The organism is Nitrospinota bacterium (genome assembly GCA_029881495.1).
In the GTDB taxonomy this organism is placed as follows: Bacteria; Nitrospinota_A; UBA7883; order JACRGQ01; family JACRGQ01; genus JAOUMJ01.
In genome coordinates this window covers 1-14,382 of record JAOUMJ010000031.1, presented here as the reverse complement: position 1 = coordinate 14,382, position 14,382 = coordinate 1, and the positions used below count along the sequence as shown (strand labels likewise).

The window sequence follows — 14,382 nt, the reverse complement described above, 5'->3', positions numbered from 1 at the left end:
AACTTTTACAAATAGTTCGATTTCGGCATTTTCTTTTGAGGGCAGGTTATTTAATGGCTGGAAATGGCAGTTTGAGCCGTGATTTTAACGGTGCGATGGTTTATTTGCTCTATATGGGGGCTTTCTTTTCCTGCATATCAATTGCAGGAAGTAACGGCGTCATCATTATCATGACCATTTTTTTTCTGATAGATTCTTACAGGCAGAAAAGCTGGCGAATAAATCCGAAGGATTTTTCGATTTTTGCGATCATCTATGGCTGGAAAGGGGTGACAACCCTTGCTAACGGCGCTTTCAAGTCTTTCGTGGAAATCAGGGAATTGTGGGACAAGTTCCCATATTTCCTTATTGGGCGGTACAAATTCGACGACAAGGTAGTCAACACGACGTTCCATACCATGTTCGGCACCAATGCGTTTCTGATCGTTTACAGCCTGTTTCAGAAATATGCCGGGTTTCCGATAATCTATTCCGATCTTTACACGGATGATTTCCGGCTTATCGGTTATTTCGGCCATCCGCTTCATTACGGGGGATTCATTTCGCTCGTAATAATGGCATGCGTGGGATTGGCACTGTTTTACAACAAAAGGTACGCGTGGTATCTCCCGTTTTTAGTCACGGGTCTTGCCTTGTCAGGCTCTAGAAGCTACTTCATAGGAGTTTCAGTCGCTGTCGTTATAGTCTGTTTCTACAAGTCGAGAAAGGTGTTCTATGCCGGCATTGCCGGCATCCCCGCATTTTTTCTCCTGTATGGCATTTTGTTCCCTAGTTTCCTTGAGCGGCTGATAAAGGTTGCAGACTCTGATGATCCGGGGCTCAGATTCAGGTATTGGAAGATCGCATGGGATACTTTCAAGGAGCATCCGGTGTTCGGCGTCGGGTATGAGCAATTTACCTATTACCTCACCCCTTTTTACCAGCAGGGTCTTATTTCAAACACGGCACATGCGCACAGCCTATACCTTGAGGAGCTGGTTGAGGGGGGAGTATTAGGATTAGGTTTGATAGTCTGGATGCTGTTTTATTTCATAAGGAAATATTTCAGGGGATTCAAGGCGGAAGAGAAGCGCGATTCCCTCCTTGGGGCTCTATACATCGGCCTCGTGGGTTGCTACTTCTGTATCGCAATAGGAGGGATTTTCGAGTATAACTTTGGAGCCGCTGTCGTTTGGATTCAGCTTGCATTTTTAATGGGACTAGCGGAGGGGTATCGGAAAACGACCCCCGGCGCGGCGGAAAGCGAAAAAGCCGCCTGATTCCTTTGCCTTGCATACGAAGGGAATACGCATACTTGGTTTTTGGATATTAGGAGAAAAGAATGTTGAACGGGAAATCGATTCTTATTACCGGAGGCACCGGTTCATTCGGCAAAAAATGCACTGAGGTAATTCTATCTAGATATAAGCCGCGCAAACTTATAATCTTCAGCCGCGACGAGCTAAAGCAGTTCGAGATGGCTCAGAAGTTTCCGGATTCAAAGGATTCCCCTATAAGATATTTTCTTGGCGATGTCAGGGACGCGGAGAGACTGCACAGAGCCTTTCACCAGGTGGACTATGTTATCCATGCCGCCGCGCTGAAGCAGGTTCCCGCCGCGGAGTACAATCCCTTTGAAGCCGTGAAGACCAATATCATTGGGGCCCAGAATATCATCAACGCGGCCATCGACAAGAAAGTTTCAAAGGTTATAGCGCTCAGCACGGATAAGGCGGCCAACCCGATAAACCTTTACGGCGCCACAAAGCTCTGTTCGGACAAGCTCTTCATTGCGGGAAATGTCTATGTCGGAGAAGAGCACGCGACGTTCAGCGTTGTGCGATACGGGAACGTCGTCGGGAGCAGGGGGAGCGTTATCCCGTTTTTCAAAAAGGAGAGAGCAAAAGGGGTGCTTCCGATTACCGACACCCGTATGACGAGGTTCTGGATCACGTTGGAACAGTCGGTAGATTTTGTCCTGCAGAGCCTGGAGAGAATGGTTGGAGGCGAGCTCTTCATACCGAAGCTTCCCAGCATGAATATAATGGATCTGGCGAAGGCCGTGGCCCCGGAATGCAAAACGGAAATAATCGGCATACGTCCCGGCGAGAAGCTTCACGAGGTGATGATACCCGCGGAGGATTCAAGGAGGACCTTGGAGTTCGACGATCATTATCTCCTCGCGCCGGAATTTGATTTTTTCGCCAGGCGGTTTGATGTATCCAAGGGGAAAGCGGTCAAGGATGGTTTCGAATACAGTTCCGACTCCAATACCGTCTGGCTTACCGCAGAACAGATAAAGGAAATGATAGACAACGCATGAAACGTGTTCCTTATGGGCGTCAGCAGATTTCCCGGGAGGACATTCAAGCAGTCACAAAAGTTCTTGAGGGGGATTGGCTCACCCAAGGCCCTCTGATAGGAAAATTCGAGGAAGAGTTCGCGCGCTATGTCGGCGCAAAATACGCCGTAGCTTTATCAAACGGAACTGTCGCACTACATCTGGCATCGATCTGCGCCGGACTTGGTCATGGGGATATCCTCTGGACGTCGCCGATAAGTTTTGTGGCGTCGGCTAACGCGGGACTTTATTGCGGAGCCGATGTGGATTTTGTCGACATTGAACCCGGCACGGCGAACATGAGCGTCTCCATGCTCGAGGAAAAGCTGAAAACAGCGAAAAATAACGGCAAGTTGCCGAAGGTCATCATCCCGGTTCATTTTGCCGGTCAGTCGTGTGATATGGAGAAGGTCGGTGCCCTATCGAAGGAGTACGGATTTACGGTCATAGAGGACGCGTGCCACGCGTCCGGCGGAACCTACAAGGGGGAGAAGGTTGGTTCCTGCGGCTATTCCTCCATGGCGGTTTTCAGCTTTCATCCGGTAAAGATAATAACCACAGGCGAGGGGGGGATGATCTGCACCAACGACGCGGAAATCTACAAGCGTCTCCTAAGGTTGAGGACGCATGGAATCACAAGAGATGAAGCATTTATGGAAGGGGCCTCCGAAGGTGGATGGTATTACGAAATGGTGGAGCTGGGGATGAACTGCCGTATCACAGATTTTCAGTGCGCCCTTGGTCTAAGCCAGCTTTCGCGAATCGACCAGTTTGTTGCAAGACGCAACGAGCTGGCTTCAAGGTACGACAAGGAATTGCAGGGCTTGCCGCTTTCACACTTGGATAAAAGCGACGACGCTTATTCCGCATACCACCTCTATGTCATACGGCTTGATCTTGAGAAGTGCGGCAAAACGCGAAGAGAGGTTTACGATGCTTTAATTGAGAGAGGCGTTCTCGCGAATGTCCACTACATACCGATTCACCTGCAACCGCTGTACAGAAAAATGGGTTTTAAAAAAGGGGATTTCCCAAACGCGGAAAAATATTATGAGGAAGCGTTAACCATTCCGCTCTACCCTTCGATGACGGATAACGATTTTGAACAAGTCGTCGAGTCTTTGCGCGAGGCTGTTGCTTGAAGCTTGGCATCGGAACCGCCCAGTTCGGATTCGATTACGGGATATCCAACAGGCAAGGGAAGACGCCTCTCCCGGAAGTAAAATCAATTCTTGAAATTGCGGCGAAAAGCGGGATCGATTTCATAGATACAGCAAGCGCATACGGGGAGAGCGAAGAGGCCCTGGGGAGCGCTCTGCCGAAAAAACACTCTTTCCGGATAATCACCAAGACACAGCCTGTCTCTTTCGGCCAGTCGGCAGAAAAGCTGAAATCGGATTTCTATCGTTCGCTTGAAAAGATGAAGCAGGGGAAAATTTATGGCCTTCTTTTTCACCATGCGAATGAATTTTTTCAGCCGGGTGGAGCAAGCCTTTGGGAAGCGATGGAGGGATTGAAAGGAGAGGGGCTTGTGGAAAAGATAGGCGCCTCGGCCTACAATCCTGAGGAAATATTGTCGGCGAACGAACAGTTAGGATTTGATATCGTACAAATCCCTTTCAGCGTTTTTGACTGCAGAATGCGTGATACCGGCGCAATATCGGATCTGGCGGCGAGCGGCGTGGAGATACACGCGAGGTCGATATTTCTGCAGGGGCTCCTGTTCATCGAGCCCGCGGAGTTGAACGCTTATTTCAATCCCGTGCGGGAGAAGCTGACAAGTTTCAGGGAGTACTGCGCTTCGTTCGGCATGTCACCTATGGATGGCGCGTTCGCATTCATCAAGGGGATAAGAGAGATAGAATGCGCCATTATCGGTATCAACGATTCGGCTCAACTGCAAAATAATCAGGAGTCCTTTGGAAAGGATTTTTCGGATGAATTCGTCATGGGTCTTGGAAAATTCGCGATCAACGACCCGGCTTTTGTAAATCCGTCGATGTGGAGGCTTGAGTGATAGCCGGGATAATTCAGGCGCGTGTTTCTTCTACAAGGCTCCCCGGAAAGGTGCTGAAGGAGGTTTTAGGCAAACCCATCCTCGCACATATGGTTGAGAGGGTGCTCCGAGCGGCAAAGATAGACAGGATAGTGATCGCCACAAGCGAGGATAAAACCGACGATCCGATTGCGGGGATTGCCAATAAATTGGGGATAGATTGTTACCGGGGAAGCCTTGAAGATGTGCTGGCGAGGTATTACCATGCGGCAGTTTCAGCGAACTGCGCGCATGTGGTCCGCTTGACCGGGGATTGTCCCCTAATAGACCCGGTAATCATAGATGAGGTCATTACATTTTATATTGACGGCGGCTATGATTACGCATCCAATGTTGTAGAACCGACTTGGCCGGATGGAGAGGATGTGGAGGTCATGAGTTTCGCATCGCTGGAGAAATCGTTCAACGAGGCGAAACTCCCATCGCATAGGGAACATGTGACGCAATACATACTTTCGAATCGCGATAGGTTCAGGATAGGGAGCCTTAAAAGAGGGGAGGATATTTCATCCATGCGATGGACCCTGGACGAGCAGGCAGATCTGGAATTTGTCACGCGTGTGTACCGGGAGCTTTATCCGGGAAATCCGTCCTTTGGCCTGGGTGATGTACTTGGCCTCCTTCGGAAAAAGCCGGAACTTGCCGAAATTAACGCCGGGATAGGGCGCAACGAGGGTTTGGCAAAGTCGAAAAATGCCGACAAGTTTGACTTGAAAACCGGCATTGATTAATGGAATGATTTAACAGATGGGACGCTACGACAAATCCGACGAAATGCTCAAGAGAGCGTTGAAAACGATCCCGCTTGGTTCCCAGACCTTCAGCAAGAGCAAGGTGCAGTTCGCTCCCGGTTCCTCCCCGCTTTTCCTGTCGCACGGAAAAGGGAGCCGCGTATGGGATGTCGACGGCAACGAGTATCTGGATTTCGTGAACGGCCTTCTGCCTGTCCTTCTAGGTTATTGCGATCCGGACGTGGACAACGCGGTGAAGGAACAGCTCGGCAAGGGTGTAAGCTTTTCGCTTGCCACTGAGCTGGAGATCGAACTGGCGGAGACTCTTGTTGACATAATTCCGTGCGCCGAAATGGTACGCTTCGGGAAAAACGGTTCAGACGTTACTGCGGGGGCGATACGCCTTGCCCGCCATGTGACCGGGAAGGAGCATGTCGCGGTTTGCGGGTATCACGGCTGGCAGGACTGGTATATAGGTTCAACGTCGATGAACGGCGGCGTTCCAAAAGGGGTAAGGTCGCTTACTCACACGTTCACATACAACAACATCGAATCGCTCGAAAAACTTTTCAGCGAAAATTCTCACGGCTATGCGGCTGTGATAATGGAGCCGATGAACGTCGAGGAGCCGAAGGACGGCTTTCTGCAGAAGGTCAAGGATCTCGCGCACAGGAACGGCGCACTCTTTATTCTGGATGAGATAATAACCGGGTTCCGGTTCCATCTCGGCGGCGCGCAGACGCTTTACGGCGTGACACCGGACCTTGCAACATTCGGGAAGAGCATGGCGAACGGTTTTCCCGTTTCGGCGGTGGTTGGGCGTGCCGAATATATGAAGGAGATGGCGAATATTTTTTTCTCGTTCACGTTCGGAGGAGAAGCCCTTTCGATAGCGGCCGCTCTTGCGGTCATAAAAAAGATGAAGCGGGAGCCTGTGATTGAAACTCTCCACAAGAGGGGGAGCGAGATATTCGACGGCGTAAGCCGGTTGATAGGGGAAAACGGTCTTGAAAAGGTGATATCGATCAAGGGGAAGCCATGCTGGTCGCTTTTGCAGTTCTCCGATACGGAAGTATGCGATTCATGGACGGTGAAATCGCTTTTCCTTCAGGAGATGTTTGAAAAGGGGATTCTCACCATCGGGAGCAACAATATGAGCTACGCGCACTCCAGTGAAGATGTGGCAAAAGCGCTTGACGCGTACGTCAGCGCGATGAAAAAAATATCCGACGGTCTGAAAACCGGGAAAATTGCTAAGATGCTGAAGGCCGAACCGATACGCCCCCTGTTCAAGGTGAGATGAGCGCCGGGGGCCGCGTACCGCTTCCATGTGTTAGTATAAAAACCTGTTTGAATATATGGTGAAAATGGAATTGGATTTCCGCAAGGCGAAAGAGGGGGATTGCAGGCTTCTCTTCGAATGGGCCAACGACCCTGTTGTGCGCCGTTCTTCTTTCAACAGCGTGGCAATAGAATACGATGACCATGTAAGATGGTTTAACGGCAAATTGCACGATGCCTCGGCGAGGCTCCTTCTCTTTTATGACGATGAAGCCCCAGCCGGGCTTGCCAGGTTTGAAAAGGGGGAAGCTGGAATTGAAATTCATTTTACCGTCGCCCCCGAATACCGCGGACGAGGTGTCGGCACCGAAATAATCCAAATAGGAGTAGAATATTGCAAGACCGAGTGGCCGGGAGAAAAGCTGGTCGCCCATGTCAAGGATGATAATGAAGCTTCAATTAAAATTTTCGAGAGGGCCGGTTTTATAAATGACGGGTATGTCCAATTCAAGGGGGGCAAATGCCTCCGTTTCTCGGTGGTTTTAAATGGCTAAGAACAGAGTTGTAAGCATAGGAAAACATTCTCTGGGTGCGGGGCATCCACCCTTTATCGCGGCGGAGATGTCGGGGAATCACAACCAGTCGCTTGAACGCGCACTCGAAATCGTCGAGGCGGCGGCAAAGGCCGGGGCGCACGCGATGAAGCTTCAAACATACACGGCAGACACGATGACTCTCGACCTCGCGAGGGATGAATTCTTTATAAACGACTCGAACAGTCTCTGGGAGGGGACATCGCTATATAAACTCTACCAGCAGGCTTATACGCCTTGGGAATGGCACGAGCCGATATTCAAAAGGTGCAGGGAGCTAGGCATGATACCTTTCAGCACGCCATTCGATCCCACCTCTGTTGATTTTCTCGAAGGGCTGAATGTCCCTTGCTACAAGATAGCTTCATTTGAAAATATCGATCTCCCCCTCATAAGGAAGGTTGCTAAGACCGGCAAGCCGATGATCATCTCCACAGGCATGGCGAGTATCGCCGAGCTGGACGAGACGGTCAGAACCGCGAGGGAATCCGGGTGCGAAGACGTTGTTCTCCTGAAATGCACAAGCACGTACCCGTCTACCCCGGAAAACACTAACCTCCTTACAATTCCGCACATGAGGGAGCTTTTCAATCTTCCAGTTGGACTGTCCGACCATACAGCAGGGATAGGGGCGGCTGTGGCCTCTGTCGCGCTTGGATCGGCAATGATCGAAAAACATTTCACCCTTTCGAGAAGCGACGGCGGTGTAGATTCCGCTTTCTCGATAGAGCCTGCCGAACTGAAGAGCCTTGTTGAGGAGAGCGAGCGGGCATTCCATTCGCTCGGTAAGATCTTTTACGGCATGACGGAGAAGGAGAAAGCCTCCGCTGTTTTCAGAAGGTCGATATATGTGAGCGCCGACATAAAAGCGGGGGAGCCGTTCACGGAAAAAAATATAAAGCTCATCAGGCCGGGTCTGGGGCTTGCCCCAAAGTATTTTGAGACAGTTCTGGGAAAGAGAGCTTCTAAAGATATTCAGATAGGAACACCCCTGGGCTGGGACCTGATAGGGTGAATACCAATCTGTTGCCCTTCCGACATGCTCAGCGGTGTTGCAGTGATTGAGAAGTTCAGCAGATGACATGGTGGAAAAAGCGGCTGAAGGAGATATTTTCCCTTTTCCCCATTATTGAGATATTTGTCAGAGGGGTGATATTCCTTATTTATCTTTTCTTGAAGTTTTTTGAATCCCTTGCCATGCCGCATAAGGATAGGGTTATCGCGGTTAATCATCATTACGAGCAAGATATAGAAGCTATGAGGCTTTCAGGGAACGAGTTGGGGATAGTTTCGCTGAAACACAATTACATCTTCGGATTTGCCAACATCTTTTTCAAGGATCAGCGTTTCAGGGACGCGCTTATCCCGTATGACGCTCCGGAATTCGAAGAGGCGAGGCAAAGATATCGAAAATTCATTATGGTGATAGTTGTTCTCCTAAAATCGTTTTTCCGGCACAAGGCGCTCATCCTCCCCTCGGACAGCTTTTTCTGGATAAGAGAAGCTGTTCATATCCATCGCGAAAAGGGGATACCGGTCATTGTAATTGACAAGGAGGGTGTGATCGCCCCCTATTATTTCAAGGAGTGGATACCGATAATAAAAAAGAACTATCCGTTCATTTCCGATTACCTTCTGGTCTGGAGTGAAAGACAGCGTAATTTCTGGAGCCAGATCGGCGTTGATAACAGCGCGATATCGGTTATAGGCCAACCGCGTTCCGATTTCTTTTTCCATCCGGAGCGGTGGATGAGCAGGGAGAAGCTCGGCCTTCCTCAAACCGGGAAGATAGTGCTTTTCTTCACTTACGAGGACGATGCGTATGTGCCGCTGAAATCCATGGGTGAGGGGAAGGATTGGGGGCCGCTGAGAGCCGAGACACACCAGATTATCAGGGAGTGTGCGGAAAAGAATCGCGGCACGCACTTCATCATCAAGTGCCATCCTCAACAGAGGGATGTCAGTAAAGTATTCAAGGAATTCAAGGGGGTGAAAAACGCGGTGGTGATGACAGGTTCGCAAAGCTCCAACCATCTGATCGTAAACTCCGACCTGGTCATCTGTTTCCAGACAACCGCTTTTCTTGATACGCACCTCACGAGGAAACCGATAATCTATCCTGCGTGGGGAGAGCTGTTTGATGAGCTGAAGGATGAGGGGATGCTCCCGTTCCATCGTTCAAAAGGGGCCACGATATGCGGGAAACCGTCGGAGTTTAAAAAGGCGCTGGAGAGCGTTGCGGAGTCCGGCTTTGAAGAGATTGAATCTGAAAAAATATTGAAGGCAAGACGGGAATTTGTCGATGGATGGTTTCACTCACCCAACGGAGAGACCGGAAGGCGGATGATGGACACAGTCGCCGGCATTATTGAAGGAAAATATATAAAGGGTCTACCCCCTTCGCTGGGATAAGATTTTGTCCCCTTTATTTGATCTAGGCTGATTTGGAAGTTCGATAGTATGAAAAAGAAGCTGATAAAGAACACGCTCATTAGCACAGCGGAAACGCTCCTTACGCACCCGGTGATACTGATACTCACCGGTTACATGATTAACCGTCTGGGGCAGGATGTTTACGGCATCATTTCATTCGTGAGCATATTTTCAGTCATCGGCTACGCGTCCCTTCTCGATTTCGGTATACAGGGGGGGCTGGTGGTTTACATCTCCGAATACCTAGCGGAAGGGAAAACTGAAAAGATCGGGCGGCTCGCCAGTTCGGCATTGATGTTCTTCGCGGGGATTGGATCGTTTCTCTTTTTGCTAGTGGCATATATATCCGCATCAGAAGCGCTCTATATTTTCAAATTCAACAAGGAGTACGAAGAGCCGGTAAGGCTTTTTCTCCTGCTTGGCGCGGCACAACTCTTTTTCCAGTTTCCTGGGCTTCTCGTTTCGTCGTTTTTCGAAGGATACCAGAGGTACGATATTCTCAAGGGGGGTTCCGCCTTGTACAAGCTGTTTTCATACGGCCTGATCTTTCTCGTGGTGTTCATGGAATACGATTACATATATATCGCATGGGCGCTCCTCGCTACATCCATTCTCCACTTCATAGCGATGCTCGCCATGACTAGGCATCTTCCCGGCCTGAAACTCGGCATCTCCCTTTGGGATTTTGACGAACTGAAAAAAGTTTTCAATCTGAGCAAGAAACTGTTCGTCTTCCGTTTGGCCGGCCTTGTGTTCAATCAGACGGATAAGATCCTCATCAGCCTCTTTCTCGGTATCGCGTTGTTGACCGATTACGAAGTGATAATCCGTTTTACATCGATTGTTTTTGCGTTTCTCGCATTTTTGAATTCAGCTGTAGTTCCAGCGGCGTCCGAGCTAAGCAGTAATTCAGACACGGCACGGCTCAAGGAGTTGTTTTTCGCCGGGACCAGGTATTCGATAATATTGACCATCGCCCTGGTTACGCCGATAGTGGCATTCGCGAAACCGATAATCAGTTTCTGGGTAGGGGCGGAGTATCTTATTTTAACGCCGTATATGCAGTTCTTTACTATGCATATGTTGGTATCGGCGGTTTCGGGGTTTGGGGTTACAATGTTGGTCGGCATGAAAAAAGTGGATCATGTAATGGGTGTAGCGGCGGCGGCAATGGCGATCAATCTTCTTGTCAGTCTTTCGCTTATTAAGGTGTTTGGTATTTATGGGCTCCTTCTCGGAACTGTTGCGGGATTCTTTTTAAGCGCAGTTCCATACGCGTGGATATTCAGGAAAGAGTTTGATATCCCTTTCCAGCATCTTTTCAGCGAACTCGGGAGAAAAGTTTACATTCCGGGATTGCTGTTTTTTGTCGTGGTAAATTTCGCTGTTTACCGGTTTGGTGGAGATGTAGGGGAGATGTCTTTATTGAATTTGTCGCTGTCGACAGCACTTGTGGGGCTGATCTTTTTGGCATGGGCCTGGTATTTCATGTTCACACGCGGCGACAGGAGATTGCTGGCAGATTTTGCAGGACGCTTTGCCAAGCCGGGGGGCGCTACGGCATGATGTATATATCAAAAGTTCATATCCGTGGATTATGCACATGACTGAAAATAATAAGATAAGGATAATAATGGATCTCTGCTTCGATGAAGGGCCTTTTTACATTGAGCTCGGAAAGAAGCTTAGGGATGTTCACGGCTGGGATGTTTCGATGCTCACCATGGGTAGACGCTGGAGGGGAGAAGCGAAAAAGAAGGGATTCCGCACCTTCAATGTCGGTGAGCATGTTGCGGAGAATTTCAATGCTATTCCGACGGATATGGAGACGCTAAAAAAGCTGGAATCAAAGTACGGCGATCCGGTGATAACCTCTCAGGTGTATGGCGACCGCTTCTTTTCAATGCGCGAACACAATGCGGTGGCTAAGTGGACGGTCGGGCAGTACATGTTTCTGGAAAAAGTGTTTGACGAGGTAAAGCCCGACGTTTTTCTCATACCGGGTACGGCGCACGCGCTGCACATATTCATCGAGAGGGTATGCAAAGCTCGCGGCGTGCAGTATCTCTCCGCCTATGACGGGCGCGTAATATCAAGGCTGATTTTCTCAACGGAGTATGTCGAAACATGGGAGCATGCCTCCGACATTTTCCGGGAGAAGATGGAAAAGGGGCTATCGGAAGAGGATCGCAATTGGGCGAAGAATTGGCTCGGAGATTTCAGGCAGGGGAAATTGAAGCCTTATTACATGGGTATCGCCTGGCAGAAGCCGGCACTGCGCTTCCAGTTCTTAAGGGAGTTCGTCGCCCGGCTTTACCGTGTCTTTCTGCTTGGGCATGGCGGGAAAGATGATTATGTAACTCCCAATCCATTTTATTCAGCGTACAAAAATATTTTGGTAATACTAAAAAGGCTTTATCTGAAATATGTAAATCATTTTGAAATGCCGGTAAAAGGTGAGAAATATCTGTTTTTCCCTCTCCATTTCCAGCCGGAGGCGACGACGATCATCTGCGCACCGGAATTCGTGGATCAGCTCGCTTTCGTTGAAAACATCTCAAGGTCTATCCCGATGGGGTATAGGTTATATGTAAAGGAACATCCCAACAGCATCGGAAAACGCCCAAGGGGATATTACAAAAGGCTGAAGGATAATTTCAATGTTAGGCTGATAGATCCATCCGCCAGCGGAAGGGAAATGATAGAAGGCGCTGAGATCGTTATAAACCTGACAGGAACCGCTGGACTGGAAGCGGCGATTCTCGGAAAAAAGGTTTTAAACTGCGGGCTCCCGCCGTTTCGCGATACTCCCTTTTTCTCTTTTACGCGCGACCCTTCAATGTTCAAGGAGGTTATTTCGGATATGCTATCAAAGCCCGATTCGTATGATGAGAAGAGTGTGATGGCGTACCTTGTTGCCATCAGGGATAGTTCCTATGACGGACTCCACAATTTGCCTCACCAGTTCCCTTATGTAATGCGGGAAGAAAATATTGCCGGTGTTGCAAATGGGATAAAAGCGGAATACGAATATTTCGTTCGGAAGAAGAGGGGCTGAGTCTCTAGCCTTGTTTCTTTTCGCTCTCTTTTTTATTTTTCCCCTTGATGTAAAAATCAACGCCACCTTTTAACAGTCCGGACAACAGCGATGCGGCCCTGATCGTTATGAATAAAGGAGCGTATACGCCGACCGCGAAATCCTTTTTTAGTGCTCTGATGACAAGCGGCTGCATGGTGGCAAGGAAAGCAATCAGCAAAACCGTGGAGATAAAAAGCCCTATGCCGGAAAAAAATGCGACAAGTATTGATAAGGCAAACGCCCCGATGAGTATTATCTGGAGTTTCAGGGTAGCTGGTGTGTGGCTATCCCCTTTTGCTTTTCGTGGATTCCTCGTCAGAAGGAGAGCCTTCCAGTAGCCTATCTTGAATTTTTTCCTGGCGTAACCGGAAATTGAATCGACATGCGTGTGCCACACCTGCGCTCCGGGGACGAAAACCATCTTATGCCCGGCGTCGGCAAGCCGGAAGGAAAATTCCTGGTCTTCCACGGAAGCCGTTCGGAATTGCGAGTCGTACCCCCCGGCGTCGAGAAAAACCTTCTTTCTGAATCCCGCCGAGTAGGTATCAATAAAATCGATGTATTCATGCTTTTTCAGTTCATCGTACTTTTCTTCGTATTCTATCTGCACGAATCTCGCGGTAATCTCCGTTTGCCGTGAAAGATAGGTACCTTTGACCCCGGCGATATCGAAAATATCGAACGGCTTGAGCATTTTTTCGAGCCAGTCCCCTTCCGCGATACAGTCGTCATCCGTGAACAGCAGTATTCTCCCTCTTGCTTCCCTTGCGCCGTGGTTTCTCGCAGCCGCGGGGCCGGAGTTCTCCTGTCTTAACAGGCGCGCAACAGGGAAGGAGGCCATTATCTCGGCGGTGTTATCGGTGGAACCGTCATCGACAACTATGATCTCGTATTTGCGTGTCGTTTGTTGGGTAAGAAGCGATTCAACGCAGAAGCTGATCCTCTTTGCGGCGTTGTATGCGGGGACGATTACCGATGCTTCGACCATTTTTCAGATTTTACCCCGATTTTTTGGCGAATGAACCGCGTATCAGGAATCGGGCGAATATCTTGAATGATTTCAGTATGCGAGGCCCGTCCTCGATCGGATGAAGAATTAATCTTTTCAGCCGGTAAAGGATATAGCCTGGGCGGAGATAGAATTCGGTTCGCGCCCGGTCGCAGAAATCGACCAGCTCCCTGTTTGTAAGGCCGGGTCTGCTGACCATGCAGTTATGGAGGCCGTCTTCGGTGTTCCACATCGAAAAATCCTCGGATACAAGATAGCTGTTTTCCTTCGCCCATTCATAGGCGGTGGTGCCGGGATAAACCATTATAGGGAAAAACTGAGCTGTGTCGGGCGTGAGCTCTTTTGCGTATTCAAGGGTAGTCTCCAGCGTCTCTTTCGTCTCTTCCGGGTTGCCGACTATGAAACAGCCATGAACCAGCACCCCAGCCTTTTTCGCGTTCTTGGAAAACTCCTTCGCAGTGTCCACTTTCAGTTTCTTCTTCATGGCGTCGAGCACCTTCTGATCGCCGCTTTCAAAACCGACGCAAAGGAGCCTGCAATTTGCCTTCTTGAGCGCTTTCAGGGTTTCAAGATCAATGTCGGCCCTGCTGTTGGCTATCCAGCTTATTTTCAATCCTGCCTTCTCGTAGGCGTCGACAAATTCAAGAACCCGTTTTTTGTCGACTGTGAAGGTATCGTCCTCGATGAATATTTCCCTCACGTTCGGGAGTTCGCGCTCAATATACCGGAATTCATCTACAAGGTTCTGGATTGACCGTTTTCTGTACTTGTGTCCGTGCATGACCTGGGGGTAAACGCAGTATACACATTGAAAAGGACATCCCCTCCCCGTAAAGATGGCGACCTGCGGATATTGGCAGATGGTATAAAAGTATTCCTC

13 protein-coding genes are annotated in these 14,382 nt (G+C 49.4%); 11 read left to right on the top strand and 2 right to left on the bottom strand.

Annotated elements, in window-relative coordinates; all coding sequences use genetic code 11:
* The first annotated feature begins 53 nt into the window (after positions 1 to 53).
* The 11 genes from OEY64_11400 to OEY64_11350 all read left to right on the top strand — a co-directional run bounded on the left by OEY64_11400 (position 54) and on the right by OEY64_11350 (position 12,472).
* Positions 54 to 1,259, top strand: coding sequence for an O-antigen ligase family protein (locus tag OEY64_11400; protein MDH5543557.1), 1,206 nt, complete (start codon positions 54 to 56; stop codon positions 1,257 to 1,259).
* A 62-nt stretch (positions 1,260 to 1,321) separates the two neighbouring features.
* The gene (gene pseB / locus OEY64_11395; GenBank protein MDH5543556.1) at positions 1,322 to 2,302 is read left to right on the top strand and encodes a UDP-N-acetylglucosamine 4,6-dehydratase (inverting); all 981 of its coding nucleotides are present in this window, start codon (positions 1,322 to 1,324) and stop codon (positions 2,300 to 2,302) included.
* Positions 2,299 to 3,462, top strand: coding sequence for a UDP-4-amino-4,6-dideoxy-N-acetyl-beta-L-altrosamine transaminase (pseC, locus tag OEY64_11390; protein ID MDH5543555.1), 1,164 nt, complete (start codon positions 2,299 to 2,301; stop codon positions 3,460 to 3,462). Before pseB ends, pseC begins: the two co-directional genes overlap by 4 nt.
* On the top strand, positions 3,459 to 4,337 hold the full coding sequence (locus OEY64_11385; GenBank protein ID MDH5543554.1) for an aldo/keto reductase: 879 nt from the start codon (positions 3,459 to 3,461) through the stop codon (positions 4,335 to 4,337). Before pseC ends, OEY64_11385 begins: the two co-directional genes overlap by 4 nt.
* Positions 4,334 to 5,107: a glycosyltransferase family protein gene (locus OEY64_11380; protein ID MDH5543553.1), complete on the top strand. Its 774-nt coding sequence runs from the start codon at positions 4,334 to 4,336 to the stop codon at positions 5,105 to 5,107. Before OEY64_11385 ends, OEY64_11380 begins: the two co-directional genes overlap by 4 nt.
* A gap of 16 nt (positions 5,108 to 5,123) precedes the next feature.
* The gene (locus tag OEY64_11375) at positions 5,124 to 6,410 is read left to right on the top strand and encodes an aminotransferase class III-fold pyridoxal phosphate-dependent enzyme (protein ID MDH5543552.1); all 1,287 of its coding nucleotides are present in this window, start codon (positions 5,124 to 5,126) and stop codon (positions 6,408 to 6,410) included.
* Positions 6,411 to 6,474: 64 nt separating this feature from the next.
* A complete protein-coding gene (locus OEY64_11370) occupies positions 6,475 to 6,942 on the top strand; it encodes a GNAT family N-acetyltransferase (GenBank protein MDH5543551.1) in 468 nt (155 codons plus the stop codon).
* The gene (gene pseI / locus OEY64_11365; GenBank protein ID MDH5543550.1) at positions 6,935 to 7,996 is read left to right on the top strand and encodes a pseudaminic acid synthase; all 1,062 of its coding nucleotides are present in this window, start codon (positions 6,935 to 6,937) and stop codon (positions 7,994 to 7,996) included. The genes OEY64_11370 and pseI overlap by 8 nt, the downstream gene beginning before the upstream one ends.
* A gap of 62 nt (positions 7,997 to 8,058) precedes the next feature.
* Positions 8,059 to 9,393, top strand: coding sequence for a CDP-glycerol glycerophosphotransferase family protein (locus OEY64_11360; protein MDH5543549.1), 1,335 nt, complete (start codon positions 8,059 to 8,061; stop codon positions 9,391 to 9,393).
* A gap of 48 nt (positions 9,394 to 9,441) precedes the next feature.
* The gene (locus tag OEY64_11355; protein MDH5543548.1) at positions 9,442 to 10,980 is read left to right on the top strand and encodes an oligosaccharide flippase family protein; all 1,539 of its coding nucleotides are present in this window, start codon (positions 9,442 to 9,444) and stop codon (positions 10,978 to 10,980) included.
* Between the two features lie 37 nt (positions 10,981 to 11,017).
* Positions 11,018 to 12,472, top strand: coding sequence for a hypothetical protein (locus OEY64_11350; protein ID MDH5543547.1), 1,455 nt, complete (start codon positions 11,018 to 11,020; stop codon positions 12,470 to 12,472).
* 4 nt (positions 12,473 to 12,476) lie between these two features.
* On the opposite strand, the gene OEY64_11345 is transcribed toward OEY64_11350, so the two are convergent.
* Both OEY64_11345 and OEY64_11340 read right to left on the bottom strand, forming a co-directional pair.
* The gene (locus OEY64_11345) at positions 12,477 to 13,481 is read right to left on the bottom strand and encodes a glycosyltransferase (protein MDH5543546.1); all 1,005 of its coding nucleotides are present in this window, start codon (positions 13,479 to 13,481) and stop codon (positions 12,477 to 12,479) included.
* Between the two features lie 10 nt (positions 13,482 to 13,491).
* Positions 13,492 to 14,382: radical SAM protein (locus OEY64_11340; protein ID MDH5543545.1), on the bottom strand; the 891-nt coding region annotated here is incomplete at its 5' end.

Excerpts from the sequence above, each read along its gene's own strand:
- OEY64_11350 (MDH5543547.1), top strand. The coding sequence starts at position 11,018 with ATGACTGAAAATAATAAGATAAGGATAATAATGGATCTCTGCTTCGAT.
- OEY64_11360 (MDH5543549.1), top strand. The coding sequence starts at position 8,059 with ATGACATGGTGGAAAAAGCGGCTGAAGGAGATATTTTCCCTTTTCCCC.
- OEY64_11345 (MDH5543546.1), bottom strand. The coding sequence starts at position 13,481 with ATGGTCGAAGCATCGGTAATCGTCCCCGCATACAACGCCGCAAAGAGG.
- OEY64_11400 (MDH5543557.1), top strand. The coding sequence starts at position 54 with ATGGCTGGAAATGGCAGTTTGAGCCGTGATTTTAACGGTGCGATGGTT.
- pseB (MDH5543556.1), top strand. The coding sequence starts at position 1,322 with ATGTTGAACGGGAAATCGATTCTTATTACCGGAGGCACCGGTTCATTC.
- OEY64_11370 (MDH5543551.1), top strand. The coding sequence starts at position 6,475 with ATGGAATTGGATTTCCGCAAGGCGAAAGAGGGGGATTGCAGGCTTCTC.
- pseC (MDH5543555.1), top strand. The coding sequence starts at position 2,299 with ATGAAACGTGTTCCTTATGGGCGTCAGCAGATTTCCCGGGAGGACATT.
- OEY64_11355 (MDH5543548.1), top strand. The coding sequence starts at position 9,442 with ATGAAAAAGAAGCTGATAAAGAACACGCTCATTAGCACAGCGGAAACG.
- OEY64_11375 (MDH5543552.1), top strand. The coding sequence starts at position 5,124 with ATGGGACGCTACGACAAATCCGACGAAATGCTCAAGAGAGCGTTGAAA.
- pseI (MDH5543550.1), top strand. The coding sequence starts at position 6,935 with ATGGCTAAGAACAGAGTTGTAAGCATAGGAAAACATTCTCTGGGTGCG.